Origin of the sequence: Psychrobium sp. nBUS_13, from assembly GCF_051201665.1 — a bacterium.
Lineage (GTDB): Bacteria > Pseudomonadota > Gammaproteobacteria > Enterobacterales > Psychrobiaceae > Psychrobium.
The window spans coordinates 3,056,681-3,078,922 of record NZ_CP179210.1; the positions used below are offsets into that span (position 1 = coordinate 3,056,681).

The 22,242-nt window shown below is 39.9% G+C and carries 22 protein-coding genes and 1 other RNA gene; 8 read left to right on the forward strand and 15 right to left on the reverse strand.

The window, feature by feature from the left end; translation table 11 throughout:
- The first annotated feature begins 119 nt into the window (after positions 1 to 119).
- Positions 120 to 431, forward strand: coding sequence for an SCP2 sterol-binding domain-containing protein (locus ACMAZF_RS14105; protein WP_435274422.1), 312 nt, complete (start codon positions 120 to 122; stop codon positions 429 to 431).
- A 52-nt stretch (positions 432 to 483) separates the two neighbouring features.
- Here ACMAZF_RS14105 and rimI read toward each other — a convergent pair whose 3' ends face one another.
- The 12 genes from rimI to ACMAZF_RS14165 all read right to left on the reverse strand — a co-directional run bounded on the left by rimI (position 484) and on the right by ACMAZF_RS14165 (position 12,834).
- A complete protein-coding gene (gene rimI / locus ACMAZF_RS14110; protein ID WP_435274423.1) occupies positions 484 to 933 on the reverse strand; it encodes a ribosomal protein S18-alanine N-acetyltransferase in 450 nt (149 codons plus the stop codon).
- The gene (locus ACMAZF_RS14115; RefSeq protein WP_435274424.1) at positions 930 to 1,385 is read right to left on the reverse strand and encodes a hypothetical protein; all 456 of its coding nucleotides are present in this window, start codon (positions 1,383 to 1,385) and stop codon (positions 930 to 932) included. Before ACMAZF_RS14115 ends, rimI begins: the two co-directional genes overlap by 4 nt.
- A gap of 591 nt (positions 1,386 to 1,976) precedes the next feature.
- A complete protein-coding gene (locus tag ACMAZF_RS14120; RefSeq protein ID WP_435274425.1) occupies positions 1,977 to 2,420 on the reverse strand; it encodes a class I SAM-dependent methyltransferase in 444 nt (147 codons plus the stop codon).
- A gap of 300 nt (positions 2,421 to 2,720) precedes the next feature.
- Positions 2,721 to 4,805 (reverse strand): elongation factor G, encoded by a 2,085-nt coding sequence (fusA, locus tag ACMAZF_RS14125; protein WP_435274426.1) that lies wholly within the window; start codon positions 4,803 to 4,805, stop codon positions 2,721 to 2,723.
- A 191-nt stretch (positions 4,806 to 4,996) separates the two neighbouring features.
- Positions 4,997 to 5,950: a tRNA dihydrouridine(16) synthase DusC gene (gene dusC / locus ACMAZF_RS14130; protein ID WP_435274427.1), complete on the reverse strand. Its 954-nt coding sequence runs from the start codon at positions 5,948 to 5,950 to the stop codon at positions 4,997 to 4,999.
- An 11-nt stretch (positions 5,951 to 5,961) separates the two neighbouring features.
- A complete protein-coding gene (locus ACMAZF_RS14135; RefSeq protein WP_435274428.1) occupies positions 5,962 to 7,785 on the reverse strand; it encodes a DUF885 domain-containing protein in 1,824 nt (607 codons plus the stop codon).
- 91 nt (positions 7,786 to 7,876) lie between these two features.
- On the reverse strand, positions 7,877 to 9,136 hold the full coding sequence (locus tag ACMAZF_RS14140; protein WP_435274429.1) for a tetratricopeptide repeat protein: 1,260 nt from the start codon (positions 9,134 to 9,136) through the stop codon (positions 7,877 to 7,879).
- Positions 9,137 to 9,139: 3 nt separating this feature from the next.
- Positions 9,140 to 9,760, reverse strand: coding sequence for an energy transducer TonB (locus tag ACMAZF_RS14145; RefSeq protein ID WP_435274430.1), 621 nt, complete (start codon positions 9,758 to 9,760; stop codon positions 9,140 to 9,142).
- Between the two features lie 2 nt (positions 9,761 to 9,762).
- A complete protein-coding gene (locus ACMAZF_RS14150; RefSeq protein WP_435274431.1) occupies positions 9,763 to 10,164 on the reverse strand; it encodes an ExbD/TolR family protein in 402 nt (133 codons plus the stop codon).
- Positions 10,165 to 10,178: 14 nt separating this feature from the next.
- Entirely contained in the window at positions 10,179 to 10,703 is a 525-nt protein-coding gene (locus ACMAZF_RS14155; protein WP_435277248.1) for a MotA/TolQ/ExbB proton channel family protein, read from the reverse strand.
- Between the two features lie 2 nt (positions 10,704 to 10,705).
- Complete coding sequence (locus ACMAZF_RS14160) at positions 10,706 to 12,052, reverse strand: MotA/TolQ/ExbB proton channel family protein (protein WP_435274432.1); 1,347 nt, start codon at positions 12,050 to 12,052, stop codon at positions 10,706 to 10,708.
- Positions 12,052 to 12,834 carry a DUF3450 domain-containing protein gene (locus tag ACMAZF_RS14165; RefSeq protein ID WP_435274433.1) on the reverse strand — a complete coding sequence of 261 codons (783 nt, stop codon included), beginning with the start codon at positions 12,832 to 12,834 and terminating at the stop codon, positions 12,052 to 12,054. The genes ACMAZF_RS14160 and ACMAZF_RS14165 overlap by 1 nt, the downstream gene beginning before the upstream one ends.
- A gap of 836 nt (positions 12,835 to 13,670) precedes the next feature.
- Here ACMAZF_RS14165 and dinG point away from each other — a divergent pair.
- From dinG to ACMAZF_RS14190, 5 genes are read left to right on the forward strand one after another with little or no spacing between them, the layout of a single operon-like run.
- Entirely contained in the window at positions 13,671 to 15,746 is a 2,076-nt protein-coding gene (dinG, locus tag ACMAZF_RS14170) for an ATP-dependent DNA helicase DinG (RefSeq protein WP_435277249.1), read from the forward strand.
- A 3-nt stretch (positions 15,747 to 15,749) separates the two neighbouring features.
- Positions 15,750 to 16,520, forward strand: coding sequence for a sulfite exporter TauE/SafE family protein (locus ACMAZF_RS14175; RefSeq protein WP_435274434.1), 771 nt, complete (start codon positions 15,750 to 15,752; stop codon positions 16,518 to 16,520).
- Positions 16,517 to 17,149: a primosomal replication protein PriC gene (gene priC / locus ACMAZF_RS14180; protein WP_435274435.1), complete on the forward strand. Its 633-nt coding sequence runs from the start codon at positions 16,517 to 16,519 to the stop codon at positions 17,147 to 17,149. Before ACMAZF_RS14175 ends, priC begins: the two co-directional genes overlap by 4 nt.
- 8 nt (positions 17,150 to 17,157) lie before the next feature.
- Positions 17,158 to 17,310, forward strand: coding sequence for a DUF2496 domain-containing protein (locus tag ACMAZF_RS14185; protein WP_435274436.1), 153 nt, complete (start codon positions 17,158 to 17,160; stop codon positions 17,308 to 17,310).
- Between the two features lie 16 nt (positions 17,311 to 17,326).
- Positions 17,327 to 18,493 (forward strand): dipeptidase, encoded by a 1,167-nt coding sequence (locus ACMAZF_RS14190; protein ID WP_435274437.1) that lies wholly within the window; start codon positions 17,327 to 17,329, stop codon positions 18,491 to 18,493.
- Between the two features lie 26 nt (positions 18,494 to 18,519).
- Here the strand turns inward: ACMAZF_RS14190 and ffs are convergent.
- Positions 18,520 to 18,616: signal recognition particle sRNA small type (ffs, locus tag ACMAZF_RS14195), an RNA gene on the reverse strand.
- A 157-nt stretch (positions 18,617 to 18,773) separates the two neighbouring features.
- Between ffs and ACMAZF_RS14200 the strand changes: the two genes are divergently transcribed.
- On the forward strand, positions 18,774 to 19,166 hold the full coding sequence (locus ACMAZF_RS14200) for a ComEA family DNA-binding protein (RefSeq protein WP_435274438.1): 393 nt from the start codon (positions 18,774 to 18,776) through the stop codon (positions 19,164 to 19,166).
- A 57-nt stretch (positions 19,167 to 19,223) separates the two neighbouring features.
- Here the strand turns inward: ACMAZF_RS14200 and ACMAZF_RS14205 are convergent, their stop codons facing one another.
- Positions 19,224 to 20,111, reverse strand: a complete 888-nt coding sequence (locus ACMAZF_RS14205; protein ID WP_435274439.1) for a LysR family transcriptional regulator — start codon at positions 20,109 to 20,111, stop codon at positions 19,224 to 19,226.
- A gap of 167 nt (positions 20,112 to 20,278) precedes the next feature.
- Here ACMAZF_RS14205 and hppD point away from each other — a divergent pair, with 167 nt between their 5' ends.
- Positions 20,279 to 21,319, forward strand: a complete 1,041-nt coding sequence (gene hppD / locus ACMAZF_RS14210) for a 4-hydroxyphenylpyruvate dioxygenase (RefSeq protein WP_435274440.1) — start codon at positions 20,279 to 20,281, stop codon at positions 21,317 to 21,319.
- A gap of 115 nt (positions 21,320 to 21,434) precedes the next feature.
- On the opposite strand, the gene ACMAZF_RS14215 is transcribed toward hppD, so the two are convergent.
- Positions 21,435 to 22,238: an isocitrate lyase/PEP mutase family protein gene (locus ACMAZF_RS14215; RefSeq protein WP_435274441.1), complete on the reverse strand. Its 804-nt coding sequence runs from the start codon at positions 22,236 to 22,238 to the stop codon at positions 21,435 to 21,437.
- Between the last annotated feature and the right edge of the window lie 4 nt (positions 22,239 to 22,242).

Consider the following 22,242-nt stretch of genomic DNA (forward strand, 5'->3'; position numbering starts at 1 on the left):
TTATTTGCATCTATAAAAAATCGTGATAAGTTAATTCACACACCTAGAGCTAATGCTCTAACCCAAAAAATTACTCGTCTAACAAATAGATTTATAACGATAATAATAAGGAATCAACTATGTCTAGTGTTGCAGAATACAAAGAAATTTTAGCTAATAAGTTTAACCCAAGTGCCGCAGCAGGGCTTAATGAAGTTTTTCAGTTCGACCTTGAAGGTGAGCTATTTCATCTTATCGTTGCCGATGGCAGTTACGATATTTTAGAAGGTGAGTATGACGATCCTTCTGTAACACTTCAACTTAAAAGCGCTACACTAAAAGGCTTATTAGATGGCAGTGTTAACGGAATGACAGCGTTTATGATGGGTAAAGTTAAAGCCATTGGTGACATGATGTTGGCGACTAAACTAACTCAACTGTTTCCAGCATAAGCGCTATTACACAGCGCCTTAAATAAAGCGCCAGTCGATGACTGGCGTTATATTATCCAAATGAGAAATAACTCATGATAATCGCATCTTCTTTTCCCGTTTCGGTGGGATAATAATTAATCCGTCTATCAACTTCATTAAATAACATCGATTGATATAGCTTATGAGCAGTAGTATTTGACTCTCTGACTTCAAGCCAACAACTCATTGCTCCTTTGTCGGTGGCTTGTTCAATATAGTGACTGAGCAGCTCTCTGCCCAATCCTTTCCCTTGAAAATTAGGATCAATACAAATCTCGATTAACGATGATTCATCTAATACTATCTCGCCAATATAAAATCCCGCCAATTCTCCAGCAACGTAAAGCGCGCTATTAAAATAGCGTTTAGCTAAACACGACTCCATCACGCTTTGAGACATCGGATGGCTTTGTGCTCGTTGCTCAATGGCGTAAATATTTGGCACATCTTTTAGTAAAAAAGGCTTAAAGATATGGCTCATGATTGAGCGCTCGATAATAACTGCCATAATTGTTTTTTTAACGATGGTGAATTAAACAACGTGTCCAGCGATGGCAACAACAGCTTGTTTTCCTTCAGTACCAATTGTGAATTAGTTTCATGCACCTGCCATTCAATGGCTTTGTCGTGTTTAGCGACGTACTCTAGCGCTCGCTCTAATTCTTTGACAAGAAACGCTGGTTGCGCGGTAAGCGTCTCAGGAAGAACGTAATCGGCGTTAGGCTCTTTAATCGCTTCGCAGCTGTTCGCTGTAGTCTCTGTTTGTTTCTTTAGGCCAGTTAGTAATTCGACGCTAGCAGGCAAAGATGTTTCTTCAGGTGTGGCAAGCTCTTGAGATGAACTATGTTGACTCGGTACTTGACGATATTGCCATGGCGTAATACCAATACCTTTGAGACAATGCTGTTGTAGCGGCGTTAATTGAAGGCTCATTAAATAATCCAACTCAAAGAAAATAGAATTGCATTCTACGCGATTTAAGTAATGTGCCCAAATAAAAATTCACCGCCAATTATTGTTGGCTTATCTCTCATTTCACTTTCTTAAACAGACAATAATTAAAAGCTTGGTCAGTATCAAATGGCGTACGATGCGTTTCTTGGTGATGACTAATTAACTCAAAATTATCGCTTAACCGTTCACTTAATGTCTGCCAGTTATAGGGTCTATTGATCTTTTGAGTTCGTTTTTGCAGCAATTAGTTTGAGGTTTCTACAAGGCAGAGCCTATGTGGTGTAGCTGGCTCGATAATAGCTCCTGCATTATCCTAATGAGCTACACCCCTGTAGCAATACACGAATAGGCGATAACGCCGTAGAAATAACAAACAAATGCTGTCCGTTGGATTCACCTAAAAGTATTTTGTGCGGCGTTATTCGTCATTCACTGGGGTAAACCCAGCATCAATCCTCATGCATCGCCCACAAGGATGTGGGTGCTTATGTTCAGTCTGGAACAATGAACATGTGCTCAAAACACTTTTAGATTGAACAAAATTCGAACCACAAAGGTCAACAGACCCTATTAATTAATTGGAATACCACTACATTGCGTTGGCCCGCCAATGTCAAATGTTGATATTACCGCACAACCCCCAACCTTAAGGGCTTTATTGAGTTGTTTGAGATAAACAAGTTGCGTTGAATCTTCAGTTAAAAAATGAAAAACAGCGCGATCATGCCACAAACCAAAACTGTCGGTTTCAAAGTTAAATGTCAGCAGATCTGAGCAGTGCCATAAAACACAACTTAACGAGTTTGAGCTCGCGTTCTTCGATAGATTTTGCTTTGCGATATCTAAGGCTTGCTGCGAAATATCTAACACTGAAATATTACGATATTGCCTACTCACTAATTGCTCAACTAAACAAGAAGCACCACCACCAATATCAATAATCAATGTTTCCTTTTGGCATGCCTGTTCTATCAAAGTTAAAGAAAGGTTGGCTGATGATTGAAACCAACTCATACCAATTGCATTAAATATTTACCCACTTGTACTTGTTAAAATTAACTAAAATGGCGTTGCTCTCAATCCTAATAGCCAGCTATTAGTCAATCGAGCGCCTTGTTTTAGCTGATTTTCTCTACGCACAACAAGATCACTTACTTAATGCAATTGGTATCACTTTTTCAACGGCTTTTGTTTGATATATCTGCTGCCAATGCTCTTGCTTGTTCATTACAATATTGTCCTCAAAATAGCCATAAAAAAACCCCGCTAGATAATCTAACGGGGTTTTATAAAGAATCTAACGATTAAGAAGAATTACTTCTTGTTAGCTTCTTTAACGTCAGCAATTACTTGCTCTGCTACGTTTTGTGGACAAGGCATGTAGTGTGAGAACTCCATAGAGAACTGACCACGACCTGAAGTCATTGTACGTAGTGAACCGATGTAACCGAACATTTCAGATAAAGGAACATCACCTTTAATACGAACGCCAGTTGCGCCAGCCATTTGATCTTTGATCATGCCGCGACGACGGTTTAAATCACCAATAACGTCACCAACATGGTCGTCTGGCGTAAATACGTCAACGTGCATGATAGGTTCGATTAGCTGTGCACCCGCTTTAGGGATAGATTGACGGAAAGCGCCTTTTGCAGCGATTTCGAACGCAACAGCTGATGAATCCACGGCGTGGAAACCACCATCGTATAATTCAACTTCAACGTCTAATACTGGGAAACCAGCTAGAACACCTTCGTCCATCATTGAGGCAAAACCTTTCTCAACAGCAGGGAAGAATTCTTTAGGTACGTTACCACCAACAACAGATGAAGTGAATACGAAACCTGTACCCGGCTCACCTGGCTTGATGCGGTAGTCGATTTTACCGAACTGACCAGAACCACCAGATTGTTTCTTATGCGTGTAAGAATCTTCAATTGGTTGTGTGATTGTTTCACGGTATGCAACTTGTGGTTGACCAACTTCTAGCTCAACACCGTAAGTACGACGTAAGATATCTACTTTGATGTCTAAGTGAAGCTCACCCATACCAGATAGGATAGTTTCACCTGAATCTTGGTCTGTTTCAACTTTAAACGTTGGATCTTCTGCAACCATTTTACCGATAGCGATACCCATTTTCTCAGTAGAACCTTTATCTTTAGGCTTAACAGAGATAGAGATTACTGGCTCAGGGAATACCATCGCTTCTAGGATGATTGGATCTTTAGGATCACATAATGTGTGACCAGTTTGAACGTTTGATTTCATACCAACGATAGCGATGATATCACCAGCTTGTGCGCTAGTTAATTCGTTACGATCATCAGCTTGCATTTCACACATACGACCAATACGCTCAGTTTTACCTGTAGCAGCATTAAGGATCGTGTCGCCTTTCTTAAGTGTACCTGAGTAGATACGTACGAATGTTAGTGCGCCGAAACGGTCATCAGAGATTTTAAAGGCTAGTGCTTTAAAAGTCTCATCTGGAGATACAGTTGCAACTGCACCTGTCGCTTCACCTTCTTCATCAGTTAACGGTTGTGGGTCAACTTCAGTAGGGCTTGGTAAGTAATCAACAACAGCGTCAAGAATTAATTGAACACCTTTGTTTTTGAATGCACTGCCACAGTATGTTGGGAAGAAGTCCATTGTACGAGTACCTTTACGGATACAACGTTTGATGTCTTCCATAGAAGGCTCTTCACCTTCCATGTACGCTTCCATTAGGTCATCGTCTTGCTCAACAGCAGTTTCGATTAGCATTTCACGGTATTCTTCTACTTGGTCAACCATGTCCGCAGGAACATCTTGGATTTCGTAGTTTTCTGGAAGACCTGTGTCATCCCAAACCCATGCTTTACGAGTTAGAAGATCAACAACACCAACGAATTCATCTTCAGTACCAATTGGTAGAACCATTACTAGTGGGTTAGCAGCTAGTACGTCTTGAGTTTGCTTAACAACGCGGTAGAAGTCAGCACCTAAACGGTCAAGTTTGTTAACGAAAATGATACGTGCAACTTCAGATTCGTTAGCGTAACGCCAGTTAGTTTCTGATTGTGGCTCAACACCACCAGAACCACAGAATACACCAACACCACCGTCTAGTACTTTAAGAGAACGGTATACTTCAACTGTGAAGTCAACGTGTCCAGGAGTATCGATTACGTTAAAACGGTGATCATCCCAAAAACAAGTAACAGCAGCAGACTGGATAGTAATACCGCGCTCAGCTTCCTGTTCCATGAAGTCAGTAGTTGACTCGCCGTCATGTACTTCACCAGTTTTGTGAATTTGACCGGTAAGCTTCAAGATACGTTCAGTTGTTGTGGTTTTACCAGCATCAACGTGAGCGAAGATACCAATATTTCTGTATTTTGATAAATCTGCCATTGTTTTACTCTATTAAAGTTGCTTTCTAAAATTAATGAGGGAGGGCGTGAAAGCTGCATAAATGCAGGCTCCTCAACAAAACCATCCCCATAGGGTTCTTTTTGTGACGCGACATTATAAAGGAATGACCACCAGATGAAAACTAGTAGCCTAAAAAAAGATACGGCTTAAGTCACAAAGCATGATTGGAATTAATGAGATAGGTAAAGATCACGTTCCGCATTTAAGACGTCAATGATTGCTGGCGTCTTATTCAATGTTCTAATTGCGCCAAATAATGCGTTAGCTTCAGGGTATTGCTGACGTAGATAAACTAGCCATTGCTTAATGCGATTAGGATAATAAAGGCCTTTATCACCTTCTATTTCAAACGTAGTATAACGTCCAAGCAATGTTAATAGTTCAGAATACGACATTGGCTTTACACCGTGCTTTATCGTTGCAGCAAGATTGGGCATGGCTAAAGCACCTCGTCCGAGCATTAAGTTGTCACATTTGGTTTGTTGCTGGCACGTTAACGCATCTTGTACGTTCCAAATCTCGCCATTAGCAATCAATGATATTTTCGCTTTTTGAGCAATCGGTGCAATGGCTGGCCATTTGATGGCATCTTTTTTGTAGCCATCAACTTTAGTACGGGCATGAATGGTCAATTCATTCGCACCGGCACTAACAATCGCATCACTGATTTCATGCACAGTATTAGGATCATCCCAACCTAATCGTATCTTCACCGAAAAAATTTGCTCTTGAGGTATTGCCTCTCTCATTGCTTTAACAAGCGTATAAACAACGTCAGGTTCTTTGAGTAATACCGCGCCACCTTTATTGGTATTAACAATTTTACTTGGGCAACCCAAATTCAAATCGATACCGTGACTGCCTAATTCGATTGCACGATTAGCATGGTCACTCATTAAACCAGGGTGTTGCCCCAACAACTGCATGCGAATTGGGACACCCGCAGATGTCTTACCGCCATGGTAAAGTTCTGGGCATAACTTATAGAAACTGCGCTCTGGCATAAATGTATCAGAAACACGCATAAATTCGGTGATGCATAAATCAAAGCCACCGAGTTCGGTCAGCAGTTGTCGCACCAAATGATCAATGACACCTTCAAGTGGTGCTAGAACTAACTTCATTTCAATACTTATTATTTATTCGTGGCGATTACAGTTGCAATCCAACGGTCTATTTTTGTTTCAAGTACAGCTAGTGGCAGTGCACCGTCAAGTAATACTTGATTATGGAAGTCTTTAATATCGAATTGCTGGCCTAATGCTGACTCAGCGCGAGCTCTTAACTCCATAATTTTTAGCTGGCCAACTTTGTAAGATAAGGCTTGCCCAGGAATAGCCATGTAACGCTCAACTTCAGCAACCACATCAGACTTAGCCATCGTTGAATTAGCCAGCATATACGCAATAGCTTGCTCCCGGCTCCATCCTTTTGAGTGTAAACCGGTATCAACGACTAATCGCATTGCTCTAAGCATTTCGTCGGCTAATTTTCCAAAATATTGATAAGGGTCGTCAAACAGTCCCATTTCAATACCAAGCTGTTCACTGTATAACGCCCAACCTTCAATGTAGGCAGTTTGGCCACCAAACTTTTGAAAGTCTGGAATATCTTGTAATTCTTGCGCTAACGAAATCTGAAAGTGATGGCCTGGCGCCGCTTCATGTAATGACAATGTCATCATGCCCCATTTAGGCTGCGCTTTTAAATTAAAGGTATTTACATAAAACACACCAGGTCGGCTACCATCTGGACTGCCTGACGCATAAGATGCCCCTGCTGCGCTTTGCTGGCGAAAAGCTTCAACCGCCTTTACGATATAAGGTGATTTAGGCATCACGTCGAAGTATTGTGGTAAAACACCATCGATGCGTTTTTTGTAGTCTTGATAGGCGTCTATTAAATCTTGTTTCTCTGTAAAAAAGTATTGTGGAGATTGACTTAAATGACTGAAAAAAGCCTTTAAATCTCCTTTGAAAGCAACTTTTTCTTTAACACCGTTCATTTCTTTTAGAATTCTTGCAACTTCATCTAGACCTAGCTGATGGATCTGCGCAACATCCATGGTTGTCGTGGTGTGACTGTTCGCCAAATATTGATACCACGGTAGTCCATTTGGCAGGCTGCTATAGCCATCTGTTGCACGGGTATATGGCAGATAATGTTCATTAATGAAATCAATGAGTCCTTGATACGCAGGGATAATCTCGTTTGAAATTAGCGCCTTGTACTCTTTCGTTAGCTGAGTTTTATCAGTCAGCGAGATACCATCTGGCATATTATCAATCGGTTGATAAAATATACTGCCATTGGCATCGTTAACTACTTGTGCTTCCAGCTGGCTTAGTAGGCGATTAACTAGCACTCGTGGTAACACAACTTTATTGGCAACCCCTTCTGACAACCGCTGTTTAGCGCTTTCAAACCACGCGACATATGCTCTTAATCGTTTAGCGAAATCGTTATAATCTTTAACAGAGTCAAATGGCTGAGCGCTTTGACCTGAGCCCAGTTGCGCCATTGTACTCATTAGAGAATCGAATTGAGTAAATGGAAGATAATGAACGGGAAATGCATTCCCTTGTAGTTCATTTTTAAGATTTGCTTTGAGTATTTGATAACTGATTTTGTTAGGCTCTGACAACGCATCAACCGACAAGCTATTTAAGTAAGCCAACGTTTTTGACGTTAATTCATAGCGCTGTTTCAGATAATCATCAGACAGTTCGTCCACGAATAAATCATTTTTTGAATAGTCGCCGATATACAAAGCGTATATCGGGTTTAATGCCATTTGTTGTTCGAAATATTGTTGTGCCAAAGTAGCAAAGTTCTGATTTTCATTCTGAACCTTATTTGGTATTTCGACCGCAATATTTTGTTGGGCTACTTGATAGCTGTTATCACAGGCCGACAATGTTAGCGCGCTGCATAATAATAATGGTTTTATCAAATTCATAATCTTCCCAACAAAATAACTTTTCAAATGCAAAAAAAAGCCCCGCACGAGGCGGGGCTTATACTAGCAGATTTTAACTGTCTATTAGGAATTAAATCGCAATATTACGACGCTTTGCAGTGTCTTTAATATATTTAATCCAAACGCCAGCATTCTTCGCTACACTTTTTGTTTTCGCTTTTTGGACAGTACGCATTGTCTTTATTGCAGTCTTATATTGACCATTATAAAAATATGCTTGTGCCAACGTAAACATTGCATTGTCAGGCTTACGAAGCTTATCGTCGCTCAATGCTAATTTAAGTGCTTTAATCGCGTCACGATGCTTTTCAAGTTCAAACGCCAATGTACCTTGCTTATAGTAAAGTTCACCGTTGTTTTCAATTGCAGCCGCTTCACCATAAAACTTAATTGCTTTCTTAAGTTCTTTAGCTTGATGCCAAGAAGAAGCAATTAGCTTAAGCATGCGTTCGTCACGTTCGATTAAACCAGCCTTCATGTGCTTATCCAATAAGGCAGCGGCACGATAAGGAATCATGTTGTTAGTATATAGTTGTGCTAACACCAAAATTTGACTTTTAGTTGTTAGGTAACCATTGATGTAAGCAATATGCATTGTTTCTAATGCTTTCTTATATTGCTCGTCTAACATGTAGAATTGACCTAACTGTGCCCAATATTTGGCCTCAGTTGGGAACAATCCTACCATAATTTCCAATACACCAATCGCTTTCTTAGGTTGCTTACTTTCATAATAAGCACCTAATTTTAATCGATAAGGTGAATCCTCTGGCTTTTCGGTTTGTAATGCAATTGCCTTATCAGCTGGAGCGATAACATTCTGGTACTGTTTCAACTCCATATAAGCTACGCCAATACGAACATAAACTTTAGGATCTTGTTTACCAGTAAACTCCATCCATAATTTATAGCTCTTAACCGCATCTTCAAATTGCTTTTCTTGAACCTGAAGGTCAGCAAGCGTTCGTATAGCACTAGCATGCTCATTGGCGCTTAAAATATCAGCATCAACTGCAGCTTGAATGTACTTAATGGCTTCTAAACCTTTACCTTTCATGCCCGCATACATACTACCCAAAAATTTAGCAATATATGCTTTATCATATGGTTTCTTAGGTTTAATTTCTAAAGCCATTACTAGGGCTTCATCAATTTGTTCTGCTGCGTACAAGTCATAGACTTTCGTAACTTTCTTACCTACACGTTCAGATAACGTGTAGGTCTTACGGTCAGAATTATCCTTAGCAAAGGCGAGTGCATCTGTTGACACACTAGATAGTCCAATCGCCGACGTTAGTAATAATGCAGCAAACTTAGTTGAATATTTCATCAATTATTTCCCCTGCTTATCAAGTGTAAAGTCAAGACGAACAGTTTGGTTAGGCACTTTTTGTGGCTTACCTTCAACCATTTTCGGCTTATACTTCCAACGTTTTAACGCGCGTCGTGCTTCTTTATCAAATAAGCGTTTTGGTTTTGCTTCGATAACTTTAACATCATCTACACCACCAATTTCGTTAATTGTAAAGCTTAATACTACATAACCTTCTTTACCGTCACGTGCCGCCTTAATTGGATATCGAGGTTCGATACGAACAACAGGTGTAGCTTCACCATCTTGCATCATACCAACACCAGGACCTTCCATTCCGGCAGATACGCCACTAACCTCTACTCCACCGATATCAAAGTTCATACCAGCATCAGCATCAGACGTGTCCGGCTCCACCTGCGATGGTGGTGGTGGTGAATCTGGTGGCGGTGGTGGTTTAGGCTTAAAGCGTGTCTTCGTATTCGCCTTAGATTCTTCCCTATCAGGATTAATCACAATCGGCTCAGACTTTTCGCCTTTATCTATCCGTTCACCACCTAAATTAACCAAAAACGACATAAAGGCAAATAATGCGAAAGTGACAACGGCACCAAGTAATACGGCAACCAATGCTCTTATCATAATTACTCTCCTTCTGCGTTAACCATCAATTTATCAATGCCAGCAGCTTTAACTTGATCCATAACCTTGATAACAACGCCATGTTTAGCATCAACATCAGCCATGATCATTACTGCAGCTTCAGGTGATTCTGCAAGCATACGCTCAACGTTCGCACGGACGCGTTTAATATCAACAACGCGTTTTTCCATGTGAATACGACCATTCTTATCAACTGCAATAAAGATATTTGCAGATGGCTTCTTAGTCGCTTGGGCAGCTTGTGGCTTATTAACATCAAAGCCAGCTTCTTTAACGAATGAAGTTGTTACGATGAAGAAGATCAACATGATGAATACGATGTCCAGCATCGGGGTCATATCTACTTCAGCTTCGTCATCTTCATGAAAACGTTTACGTGCCATAATTAATTCTCTCTCTAATGATGTGGCAGACTATCAACCAGTGTTTCACGTGCAATTTTTAGCTGACCAGCTAAACGTGCACTAAAGAAAACACCAGACAACGCAGCAACCATACCAGCCATAGTAGGCATTGTAGCCATCGAAATACCACCTGCCATTAGGCGGGCGTTCGACGTACCCATTGTTGCCATAACTTCAAACACGCTGATCATACCGGTTACAGTACCTAGCAATCCGATCATTGGACAAATTGCTACTAGCGTTTTGATGATAGTCATTCTCGCTGTTAATTTTTCATTGGCTTGGGAAATCCAGGCCTCACGGATGCGCTGGGCATACCAAGAAGTTGTATCTTCTCGAGCGTCCCACGCTGCAATTATACGCTTACGCTCTTTTGGAAATACGACTCTAAGGTACATATAACGCTCAAGCATTAAGCTCCACATTAAGAACAATGTTACTGCAACAAATAACAGTACATCGCCCCCAGTGGCCATGAAGTCCCTGATAGATTCCCAAAGGCCCATCAGGTAATAGATCATTACTTAGACTCCTTCTCGGCGTGCTCAGCGATGATACCAACGCTTTGCTCTTCAAGAATGTGTAAAAGTGCTTTAGAACGACCTGATACTACAGCGTGTACTAACATTAGAGGAAGTGCAGCTACTAGACCAAGAACCGTTGTTACCAATGCAGTAGAGATACCGCCAGCCATCATTTTAGGGTCACCAGTACCGAACAAAGTAATCGCTTGGAACGTGCCAATCATACCTGTTACTGTACCTAGAAGACCAAGCATAGGGGCAATTGCCGCTAATACTTTAATAATAGAAATACCACGTTCTAAACGAGGAATCTCTTTCAAGATTGCTTCATCTAACTTCAGTTCCAACGTTTCAACGTCAGTATCTTTAGAGTTATGGTAAACTTTTAAAATGTTACCTAGTGGATTATTCGTTGGTGTATTAGGGTTCTTAAGTTGAGCTTTAACTTTACCGCCAAGTAGCGTTAGAGTTACAACACGCTCAAGTGCAATTAATAGACCTAAGATTAATACTGCAGTAATGATGTAACCTACAGTCTCACCTTGGTGATACTTTTCTTCAAGTGTTGCTTGACCAGTTAAAAGGTTTAATAAACCACCACGACCTGGATCAAGGTAAAGTGAAGTATAACCAGAAGTTTCTTCTAGGTATGGTGCAACAGTACCAACAATGTAACCTTCAGGTTGACGGGCAAGCTCAGCAACACCATCTTCACGGAATACTAGGTAACCGTCAGTATCTAATAAGTTAAATGCACCAACACGCGTCACTTTACGGTCAGCAGTGTTACCTTCAACATCTGATACAGGTACTGTAAATGTAGAAATTTTTGCAGATTCAGTCATTTCAGTTTGAAGAGCGAACCACAAGTTCTCTAACTCTTTTAAACGAGGAAGACCTTTTAGAGCGCCGATCGCTGCTAGTTCTTCAGCACGACCAGGGAACTGTGCAGAAATTACAGAGGCAGCAACGATACCCGTTGCATCACCAGCAACACCACGTACAACACCAAACGCTTCTTTTAAATCGCCTTGTGCAGCAGCAAGATCAGCCGCTAACTCAGCCATGCGACGTTCGTTGTCAGCATGTTGTTTTAAAAGACGTGCACCACGTGCTTTTTCAGCGGTACGTTCAGCTTTCGCTTTACGTAATAATGCTGATTTATCTGCGCGAGCACTGCGGAACTCAGCTTCACGTTTCTTATCGATACGTGCTTCAGAGATACGCTCTTTTTTAATTTTTTCTAATAATTGGTCCAAAGTAACAGACGGCGCTGCTGCTTGAACAAAAGAAGCTGACATTGCTAATGAAGCAATAGCTAAACCTTTAAATAACTTATTCATTATTTAGCGCTCCCTACAGCTGGTACAGGTAATTTAACTAAGTTAGGAGATTTGTCATTACGGACAATATCAATTGCGTTACGAATTGGACGACGCCATTCATCACCTAATGCATCCCATTTCTTAGCGAATTTATTCCATACCCAAGTTTGCTTTGCATCTAACGTTTGAGCAACAAGCGTTATACGACCAAACTGAAGAACGTCAACAGTAAGTTCTTTACCGTCAATATTTTCTTTTCCTTGATTAACAACTGACGTACGTCCAGCTTGCATCTCAAGCTGATAAGCCTCTAATACTTTACGATATTTCTCGGCTGTAGAAACATCAGAATCGAGCATCATTTCCTTTAAATAAGCAATACGATCTTCACGTTCTTCTTTTTCAAACGGTAAATCAAGTGAAACGAACTCTTCGATTGTATCAATCATTTTGAACATCAGTGGAACAAGACCTTGACGAGTCTTATCAATACCATTGATATCTTGTTGAGTTGCATCAATTTTTGATTGCTGATCAGCTACTAAAGAAGCAACGTAATCATTGTATGAACGAAGACCATCAGTATCATCAACGACTTGACGATACTGGAATACTAGATCACCAGCTTGTTCATGCAATGTGTTCACTTTCTTTTGTGAATTAGCTGCAGCTTTTTGAATAGTACCATCTGCATTTTGAAGTTTTTTAACTTCATCAGCGGCAGTGGCGGCGAAGGTTGTTGTAAGAGCAACGGCTCCCGCTATTGCTATAGCGATTTTATTTTTACTTAACTTGGACATAGTTCCTAACCAAATTTATTGTGGAAACTGCTGAAGTCTCGTAAGTACAAATGTACATACTTATGACACTCACAGAACGTCTTTAGGTTTTAATATTATATTATTTATACCTGATCCCTTCAGTTTGAAGGGGCAAAACCGATGCCATCATTTCACATTCATTATTTCACTGTCAACAGCAAATCTACGGTTTAGTGACTTACCAAGCGCTCACGTAAACTGATGAAACATAATGATTTTAACATTTAACTAACATAAAGATCACATTAGAGATACATTATTCTTCAGACTTAGTTGACATAGTATGTCAAATATCGCACCAGTATTTTCTAAAATACACGTTCTGTTACATAAAACTAAAAACCTATTACAACTTTATATTTCATCCATAAAGCTGAATATAACTTGTTATCTACGATAATCTAAATAACCTCCCGAAACAACGCTAAACTACTGATAAAATAAAATTATTTAAAAGTTAAGTTGATAGAATTACTGACAACAAATGGTTTATTACTGGCTCAAAGGCCTTAAATTTCTGAAACACTCAGATACATTTCCCCCCAAAAAACACACCGTTTTCTATACGTAACAAAATGTTAATTTAATGTAATTTTGAGTTATTTATGACAAAGTGTTGAAAAGAAACGTTCTAAATTAACCATAAGATACTGATATATAATTAGTTATATAAAAATATTCAACATCGTTGGCTATAAAAATATCTGAACTAATTTTCAAAGCCAGCAGTTTCTGATTAAAATCTCTCTTTATTCGGATAATTATGCGCAAATTTGCTATCATTGCTGCCTATTATTCTTGTGTTTATTACCACCATGCTCTCAGCTAAAGTTCAACAATCGATCCAGTATTGCTTTAAAAACTTCAAAACCAATATTCCGAATTTCGTTTCTCGAAAGGAACAAAATTATATGGTTGCTCAAACAGCAAAAATTTTAGGCGGTGATTTTGAAAAGTCGCGCCGTATTGGTGTCATTGAGGCAGGAACAGGCACAGGTAAATCACTCGCCTATTGTCTTGGTGCGATTGTACTCGCCAAATCACTCAATAAAAAAGTATGTATATCTACCGCCACGGTAGCGCTGCAGGAGCAACTGCTCGATAAAGACCTACCACTATTTAGACGAATTAGTGATTTAGATTTCTCATTTGGCTTAATCAAAGGCCGACAACGCTATATATGTGCGAGTAAACTTGAGTTATTGGCGGATCCAAATGCGTCTGATCCACAAGCGACTTGGCAACAACCACCTGATGAAAGTACGATAAAGTTAGTAAAGAAATTATGGCGAAGCTGGACGAATAAAGAGTGGGACGGAGAGCGAGATAGTTGGGCGACGCCAATTCCTGATGTGATTTGGTACCAAATACAGTGCGATAAGTTTGGCTGTAATAAGCAACTCAGCGCACATCGCCAATGTCCTTTTCACAAAGCACGTGAAAAAATTGATAAGCTCGACGTCCTCATTGTTAACCACAGCCTTCTACTTGCTGATCTAGAGTTAGGTGGCGGTAAGATATTACCCGAGCCTCAAGATATGTTTTACATTATTGATGAGGCTCATCACCTACCAGAAAAAGCAAGAGACTTTTCTAGTGCTTCTTCAAGTGTTCTTGCCACAATGGATTGGCTAACCAAAATGGATCTTTTAGGTAAAAAGATCTCTGATAGTATGAAAAGCGATCAACTGATTGGCCCGTTAATGAAACTCAGTGACCATTGCAATGAGTTACGTTCAGAACTAAAACTTATTCATCAGTGGCTTACTAATAATAAGTCTCTCTTTAATAATGAAGACAATCGCTATCGATTTGCCAATGGTGTTGTACCCGAGAGTTTGATGCCGCTTGCTATCAATTGTGAAGACTTAAGTAAACTGGCCTTAAAAGCACTCAATAAAGTCCATCAAATAGTCATGGAATCCTACAAAGATGGTGATATAAGTCCGTGGAAGATTGAGGGGATTCTTGGCGATTTAGGCACTACAATCGCCCGTATGGAAAACAACCATAAGCTATGGGCAATGTATAAACGTGTTGATAGTAAAAACGTCGCCCCAACCGTACGATGGATTGAGTTAACGGATGATACAAAGAGCGAATTTGTTTTGCACGCAGCGCCAATAGAGGTTGGTTACTTTTTAGAAGACTATCTCTGGTCTCAAGCGATGGGGGCTATCTTGTGCTCGGCAACCATTACGGCACTTAATTCTTTTGATCACTTTAGACGCAGTGCCGGTTTAAAATCAAATGATGGTACCCAATACATCAAATTAAACTCTCCATTTGATTTTAAGAATAATGGTGAATTAATCATTCCCAAAATGTCAGTAGAGCCAAGCAGTGATAGTTTCACCCATGAAGTCATTAAAGATTTATCACAGCGACTTACTAAGAAAGATGCAACGCTCGTTTTATTCTCATCCTACTGGCAGATGAATCAGGTTGCCAAAACATTACGTGAACAACACAAATTCTCATTATTAGTGCAAGGTGAAGCGTCTCGAAATGCACTGCTAACACTTCATAAAGATAAATGTGACAACAAACAAGGCAGTATTTTGTTCGGCACCAGCAGTTTTTCTGAAGGTCTTGATTTACCAGGCAACTACCTAACTAAATTGATAATCACCAAATTGCCATTTGCCGTGCCAAATTCGCCGATTGAACAAGCCCATAGTGAATACATTAAAAGCAAAAACGGAAATCCTTTTATGGTATTAACAATCCCAGATGCATCACGAAAATTGATCCAATCTTGTGGTCGACTATTGCGCAACGAAGGAGATAAAGGCACTATCACCATTTTAGATCGACGATTAGTGACCAAACGCTACGGCCAATCACTTATTGATTCCCTGCCACCATACAAAGTTACCATTGAGCACTAATTAATGATTGAGTTTTTAGACAGTATTCCGCTGTGGTTTATTTTATCTAGTGTTGCCCTGTTTGCTGGATTTGTTGATGCCATTGCAGGCGGCGGCGGGTTATTAACTGTCCCCGCTTTGTTAAGCACAGGAATGCCGGTACATATGGTGTTAGGAACAAATAAGCTTGCATCGAGCTTTGGCACGGCGACTGCCAGTTATACATTTTATAAAAATAAACTATTTTCCCCAAAACTATGGATCCATTGTGCTGTATCGACTTTTATTGGAGCCTTACTTGGTGCCTTTGCTGTTTATTTAGTGTCTGGTGAATTCTTAGAGAAAATACTGCCAATTTTAATCATCGCCACCGCAGTATATACCTTGTTTAAGAAATCTCCGCCCTCCACAACCTGCTTAAAAAAATCTAAACCTTGTCGATTAAAACAATGGCTTCAAGGACTCACCATCGGTTTTTATGACGGTTTTGCTGGCCCCGGTGCAGGCGCATTTTGGACGGTATCGGGCCAAATACTTTACAAGATTGATATTTTACTCAGTAGCGGCGTTGCAAGGGCGATGAACTTTATTAGCAACTTCACAGCGTTAATTACCTTTGTGATTCTTGGCCAAGTTGACTACCTTATCGGAGTCACGATGGGAGTATGCTTGATGATTGGTTCGGTTATTGGCGCTAAAGCAGCAATCCGTTTTGGGAGCAGTTTTATTCGTCCAATATTTATTTTTGTTGTTTTATGCATCAGTGCCAAACTTGCCTGGAGTGCTTGGCTGTGATCGAGACGCTAAAAAAAGTCCGACACATCCTAAACAAACTCGCGAAAGAGGCTGCCCTTTATGATCAAACCAATGTCATTCCAGATCTAGCCCGTAAAGCAATCTTTGAAGATCGTCTTTTTAAATCTCAATCACGACAACTTATTCACTACGTCAAAGAAAGCCAAGCCCTCGTCAACCACGTGCAAACCTTAATCGACAATAAAAGTGGCAATAGCATCATTGCTTTTCAGTGCGATAAATTAGTTGATCAATGCCAAGCCATAAAAAAAGCATTAACAAGCCAAGAATTACAAGGACAAAGTTACAAAATTGACAAAGAAAGCAAGGCGAGAACATTTCAGAAAAAACAAGCACCTGGTGATAGTTTTAAATGGCTTGCTCAAAAAATTATTGGTAACAGTCAGCAGCTCTATCAAGAATTATCAAAACACCACGAATATCGAAGTCGATTTAATCAACAGATACATAAGCTCCATCAACAACTTTCCACAGTAAATATCGCTGACAAATTGCCCATCCAACAAGAAATATTAAAATTACAAAAACGCCTTGGGCAATGTAACAAAGCTATTTACTTCATTGAGCAAAAAATTGAAAACCTTGAGAAAGGCAAACGTCCATTCTAGGAGATAAAATGACTGAACCGACCCCGCTAGAGCAAGCGCCAGATCATATCAAGCTCGCCGTTGACTTAATCGATATTCTCGAACAAGCAAACCTTTCAAAAGAAACAGTATTGAAAGCACTTGAGATTGTAAAAAACGATTTTGAACAACACCAACAATAACGGGAATTAGCGGTATATGAAAAAAGTCACCATTGGTGTATCTACTCTCGTTGTCATTTTAATAGGTGTAAGAATTATTGTACCTACATATATCGATAAGTCTCGTAACCAAGTGACGCCACACCAACCGTATCAAATAACGAGTGCTAGTAAATCATTTCATCAATCGCTGTTTATCGGAGATTGGCACAGTGATAGCACTTTGTGGAGTCGTGATCTTCTAGCACGAGCTGAACATGGCCATATGGATCTACCTCGACTACAAGCAGGTAATGTGGCACTACAAATGTTTACAACAACTACCAAAAGTCCCCGCAATCAAAACTATAATAATAATGACGCCAATAGCATGGACAACATAACCTTGCTGGCAATGGTACAAGGCTGGCCTGTACGCACATGGTTTAATCTAACCGAGCGTGCGATTTATCAGGCAAAAAAACTCAAACACGCAATTAAACAAACACCTTCATCATTTACATTAATTACTAATCGTCACGAGCTGACTGCGCTAATTTCAGCACGACAACAAGGCTCCAAAATTGTTGGTGCGATGCTAGGCACTGAAGGTTCTCACGCACTTGAAGGCGATTTTAATAATATTAAAAAGCTCTATGACGAAGGTTTTCGCATGATGAGTTTGCAACATTTTTTCGATAATCGCTTAGGCGGCTCTTTACACGGCCAGTCCAAAGCTGGTTTAACATCCTTTGGACGTAAAGTTATAGAAGAGCTTAATTCACAATCGATAATCATCGACGTTTCTCATTCATCACCGCAAGTCGTGAATGATGTGCTAGCTATTTCAACGTCACCGATTGTTGTAAGCCATACCGGTTTACACGGATTCTGCCCTAGCGCTCGAAACATTAGTGACACATTGATGAAAGAAATTGCAGCTAAAGGTGGCATTATTGCCTTAGGTTACTGGTCAGCCGCTACTTGTGACACCTCACCACAGCAAGTTGCCAAACAGATAGCTTACGGGATAACACTTGTCGGCGCACAACACATTAGTCTAGGCTCAGATTTTGATGGAGCAGTCACTACGGGAATCGACACATCAGAGCTAGCAATAATCACTCAAGAATTATTAAAATTAGAAATTTCAAAGTCAGATATAAAACGAGTAATGGGAGAAAATATGAAAAACTTTTTATTGAAGCAATTACCAAAGACATAAAACGGGAAATAATAAGAAAAGTGGTAACTAATCAGCCACACCTCGGCACATGAGTCGATAGCTGCGGTTGCTCCCTTCCGGGCCTGGCCGAGTTCACCATCTATCATTGCGAGGGGACCAATTAGTCACCGAGGCGCATTATCTATGACTAGAGCGCCTTAACGCAAGACTTTTTTAATAAAAATAATCTAACTGCATTCTATTCGGACAATTATCCAGCAGCTTCATAAATTCTGCCTATACTAAGACGTGCTATGGAAACTCTATAAAGGAAAATACTATGTCTAATATACGTCAACTAATAACCACTTTATTCACATTAACATTACTAGTTACCTCCCCTAACCTACTCGCTTCATCTACTACCGACAAGTCTTCTAACAGCGATAAAATTCAAAAAGACATTGAGATTAGTAAAGAGAAACTCAGTAAGAAAACAAAAAAGAAAACGCTTAAATACAGCTCCGTTAATATAAACAGCGCGAATGAAAAAGAACTTATGCTCAGCTTGAAAGGAATCGGCAAGAAAAAAGCGAAAGCAATTATCGACTATCGTAAAAAACACGGACAATTTAAAACCGTAGAAGACCTTGCTAAGGTCAAAGGCATCGGGAAAAAATTGATTGAGAAAAACAAACAGCGAATAAGATTTGAAGGAAAAAATGTGCTTTAACGCTAATTTTATTGAGGGAGTATGCTCCCTCAATTTTTGTCGTTACTTGCGTTTAGACTATTTAGAAAACTCTTCAATAATTAAATCGCTTAACAATTGCCCTGCTCTGCCCAACGGCCGCTCACTTGAGTGAACGAGTCTTGGTGTAAACGTATGACAAGCACCGCCAACAAAGTCTAATTCGACTAAACTGCCAGTCGCTAGTTCTTCTTCAATTAAATAATCAGGCACCCAACCAAAACCCAAGCCTAATAAGATAGACTCTTTTTTGGCCATAAAACCATTAAGATAAAACACTCGCTCGCCACCAAATTGTAATTCATCTTGAGATTGAGGGTCTAGATTGCCTGAATCTGCAATCGTTAATTCAATATGTTCATGCAAATGCTTTAATTCAACTTCTTTCATCGTGGCCAGAGGATGCTCGCTAGACACGACTAATTTAAAATCAATCGCTTGTAATGGTTTAGCAACTAAATAAGGTGTAGATTGATAATCCTTAACCAACATAAGATCTGAACTCTGCTTGTCAAACCAGCGCTGACAACCGCTTAAAAACTCTGTACGAAGCTGAACACGCGTAGACACATCCATTTCCGATAAGCGTTTTAACGCTTTCATTACAGGCTCCATTGGAACCGCACCATCAATGACAATTTCTAACCTTGGCTCCCAGCCTTGACTAAAACGCTCAGCCAATACCTCTAGATTATGAGCTTGTTGGAGTAGACGGCGGCCCTCCGTCAGAATTGCGTTGCCTTCAGGTGTCAACTCTGCGCGGTATTTACTGCGGTCAAATAAGTTAACACCTAAATGTTGTTCTAGTTTTTTAACTTGATAGCTAATCGCAGATTGCGCGCGATTTAATTGTTCAGCAGCCTTAGCAAAACTGCCAAGTCTCACTATTAAATCAAGGATTTTAAGGGTTTCAATGTCTAATCTCATGCTTATAACCATCTAAATATTTAATCATGACCATTAAAACATAATAATATTTTTTGAACAAGATTAAAGATATGATTATTTACAGTTGAGCGGGGCACTGCATATTGCAATGTGACTAGCACGATAACAAAACCATTATTAAAAACAACCTATATAGAGTAATTATTATGACAGATTCCGCGAACCCTATAGGCCTGTGTGGCATAGAATTTACAGAATTTGCAACACCTGATCTTGATTTCATGCATCAGGTGTTTTTAGATTTCGGATTTTCACGAATTAAAAAGCATAAAGAAAAAGAAATTTTTCACTACAAGCAAAACGATATCAACTTTTTAATTAATACCGAGCGCCAAGGCTTTTCATTCGAGTTCGCTAAATCTCATGGCCCTGCTATTTCTTCAATGGGCTGGCGCGTAGAAAATGCAAATCACGCATTTGATGAAGCGACTAAACGCGGCGCAAAAGCAGTAAAAGATGATGAGAAAGATTTACCCTACCCAGCTATCTACGGTATCGGCAACAGCATAATCTATTTTATTGACGCATTTACTGCAGAAAATAATATCTATAATTCAGACTTCAGTGATCTAGATTCCCCTGAAATTGTCGAAGAGAAAGGTTTCTTGCGTGTAGACCATCTTACAAATAACGTCTACAAAGGCACCATGGAAAAATGGGCTAACTTCTACAAAGACATCTTCAACTTTAGCGAAGTACGTTACTTTGATATCAACGGTGCAAAAACAGGGCTAGTATCATATGCCTTACGCTCACCAGATGGCAGCTTCTGTATTCCAATTAACGAAGGTAAAGATGACGATAAAAACCAAATCGACGAATACCTAAAAGAATACGATGGCCCGGGTGTACAGCATCTTGCGTTTGAAAGTCGTGATATTGTTGCGTCACTTGATGCTATGGAAGGTACAAGTATTAAGACATTAGATATCATTGAAGAATACTACGATACCATTTATGACCGTGTGCCGCAGGTAACTGAAGATCGCGACCGTATTAAACATCATCAAATCTTAGTTGACGGTGACGAGAAAGGATATTTACTACAAATATTCACTCAAAACTTATTTGGCCCTATCTTCATTGAGATTATTCAACGTAAAGAAAACCAAGGCTTTGGCGAAGGTAACTTCCAAGCACTATTCGAATCAATTGAGCGTGATCAAGAACGTCGTGGTGTACTTTAAATAGCCAAAAAAAAACAAAAGCCCAAGTCATTTCTTTTTGAAATGACTTATAAAAATAATACATTTAAGGCGAGATTTGTGTGATGAACAATCTCGCCATCTTCTTAGTTAGCCGTTAAATTGAAAAAACTGGAGTGAACGATTTTTTCGATAATACCTCGGTCAAACTTGCCTTGTGTTGTTTTAATCCACGTTCAAATACAAAACTACCCATGCTGATTCGTTTAACGCCAAAATCGGCCAGCGCATCAAAGTTGGTTAATTGCGGCATACACATGACATTAATAGGCAATGAGGTGCTTTGCACACAAGTCTCGATGTCAGTGCGCTCTGTAATACATGGAATGAAAATACCATCGGCACCTGCTGATTCATAAAGAGCAATGCGGGTTAGCGTTTGTGTTAATGCATCCTGTGTTCCCAATAAAAACGGATCGGTGCGCACATTCACAAAGATATCGATTTGCTCATCGTTTAGCATTTGTTTGACGGTTTTTAGTGTTAAAGAAAATGTCTCTGCATCAACAAGAACACGTTCGCTAGCTTGCATACTCTCATTACTATTCACCAAACTCTCTTCAATGCTCACTGAACTGTCCTCAATATTAATGCCTACTACGCCTAACGCTGCCAACTGCTTAATGTGCTCAACAATAACCAAGGGGTCCTCACTGTACCCCGCTTCTAAATCGACGGTTAGTGGCAATGATACTTGGCTGGTGATACGCTCAACGACAAAACACAAGGTTGAAAACGCCATTGCCTCACCGTCTTCATAGCCGAAGGTCGCCGCAATGGCCGCGCTAGAGGTACCAATAGCTTGAAAACCTAATTCTTGCGCTTGCTGTGCACTGGGGACATCCCACACATTAGCAATAAGTAGTGCATGTTCTTGTTGATGTAATTGTTTGAAGTTCATTGTA

Coding starts and splice junctions, on each gene's coding strand:
- ACMAZF_RS14145 (WP_435274430.1), bottom strand. CDS start 9,760: ATGATAAGAGCATTGGTTGCCGTATTACTTGGTGCCGTTGTCACTTTC.
- ACMAZF_RS14190 (WP_435274437.1), top strand. CDS start 17,327: ATGAAAAAAGTCACCATTGGTGTATCTACTCTCGTTGTCATTTTAATA.
- ACMAZF_RS14200 (WP_435274438.1), top strand. CDS start 18,774: ATGTCTAATATACGTCAACTAATAACCACTTTATTCACATTAACATTA.
- ACMAZF_RS14185 (WP_435274436.1), top strand. CDS start 17,158: ATGACTGAACCGACCCCGCTAGAGCAAGCGCCAGATCATATCAAGCTC.
- ACMAZF_RS14120 (WP_435274425.1), bottom strand. CDS start 2,420: ATGAGTTGGTTTCAATCATCAGCCAACCTTTCTTTAACTTTGATAGAA.
- fusA (WP_435274426.1), bottom strand. CDS start 4,805: ATGGCAGATTTATCAAAATACAGAAATATTGGTATCTTCGCTCACGTT.
- ACMAZF_RS14150 (WP_435274431.1), bottom strand. CDS start 10,164: ATGGCACGTAAACGTTTTCATGAAGATGACGAAGCTGAAGTAGATATG.
- ACMAZF_RS14205 (WP_435274439.1), bottom strand. CDS start 20,111: ATGAGATTAGACATTGAAACCCTTAAAATCCTTGATTTAATAGTGAGA.
- ACMAZF_RS14215 (WP_435274441.1), bottom strand. CDS start 22,238: ATGAACTTCAAACAATTACATCAACAAGAACATGCACTACTTATTGCT.
- dinG (WP_435277249.1), top strand. CDS start 13,671: ATGCTCTCAGCTAAAGTTCAACAATCGATCCAGTATTGCTTTAAAAAC.
- ACMAZF_RS14175 (WP_435274434.1), top strand. CDS start 15,750: ATGATTGAGTTTTTAGACAGTATTCCGCTGTGGTTTATTTTATCTAGT.
- rimI (WP_435274423.1), bottom strand. CDS start 933: ATGAGCCATATCTTTAAGCCTTTTTTACTAAAAGATGTGCCAAATATT.
- ACMAZF_RS14135 (WP_435274428.1), bottom strand. CDS start 7,785: ATGAATTTGATAAAACCATTATTATTATGCAGCGCGCTAACATTGTCG.
- ACMAZF_RS14165 (WP_435274433.1), bottom strand. CDS start 12,834: ATGTCCAAGTTAAGTAAAAATAAAATCGCTATAGCAATAGCGGGAGCC.
- ACMAZF_RS14160 (WP_435274432.1), bottom strand. CDS start 12,052: ATGAATAAGTTATTTAAAGGTTTAGCTATTGCTTCATTAGCAATGTCA.
- ACMAZF_RS14140 (WP_435274429.1), bottom strand. CDS start 9,136: ATGAAATATTCAACTAAGTTTGCTGCATTATTACTAACGTCGGCGATT.
- dusC (WP_435274427.1), bottom strand. CDS start 5,950: ATGAAGTTAGTTCTAGCACCACTTGAAGGTGTCATTGATCATTTGGTG.
- ACMAZF_RS14115 (WP_435274424.1), bottom strand. CDS start 1,385: ATGAGCCTTCAATTAACGCCGCTACAACAGCATTGTCTCAAAGGTATT.
- hppD (WP_435274440.1), top strand. CDS start 20,279: ATGACAGATTCCGCGAACCCTATAGGCCTGTGTGGCATAGAATTTACA.
- ACMAZF_RS14105 (WP_435274422.1), top strand. CDS start 120: ATGTCTAGTGTTGCAGAATACAAAGAAATTTTAGCTAATAAGTTTAAC.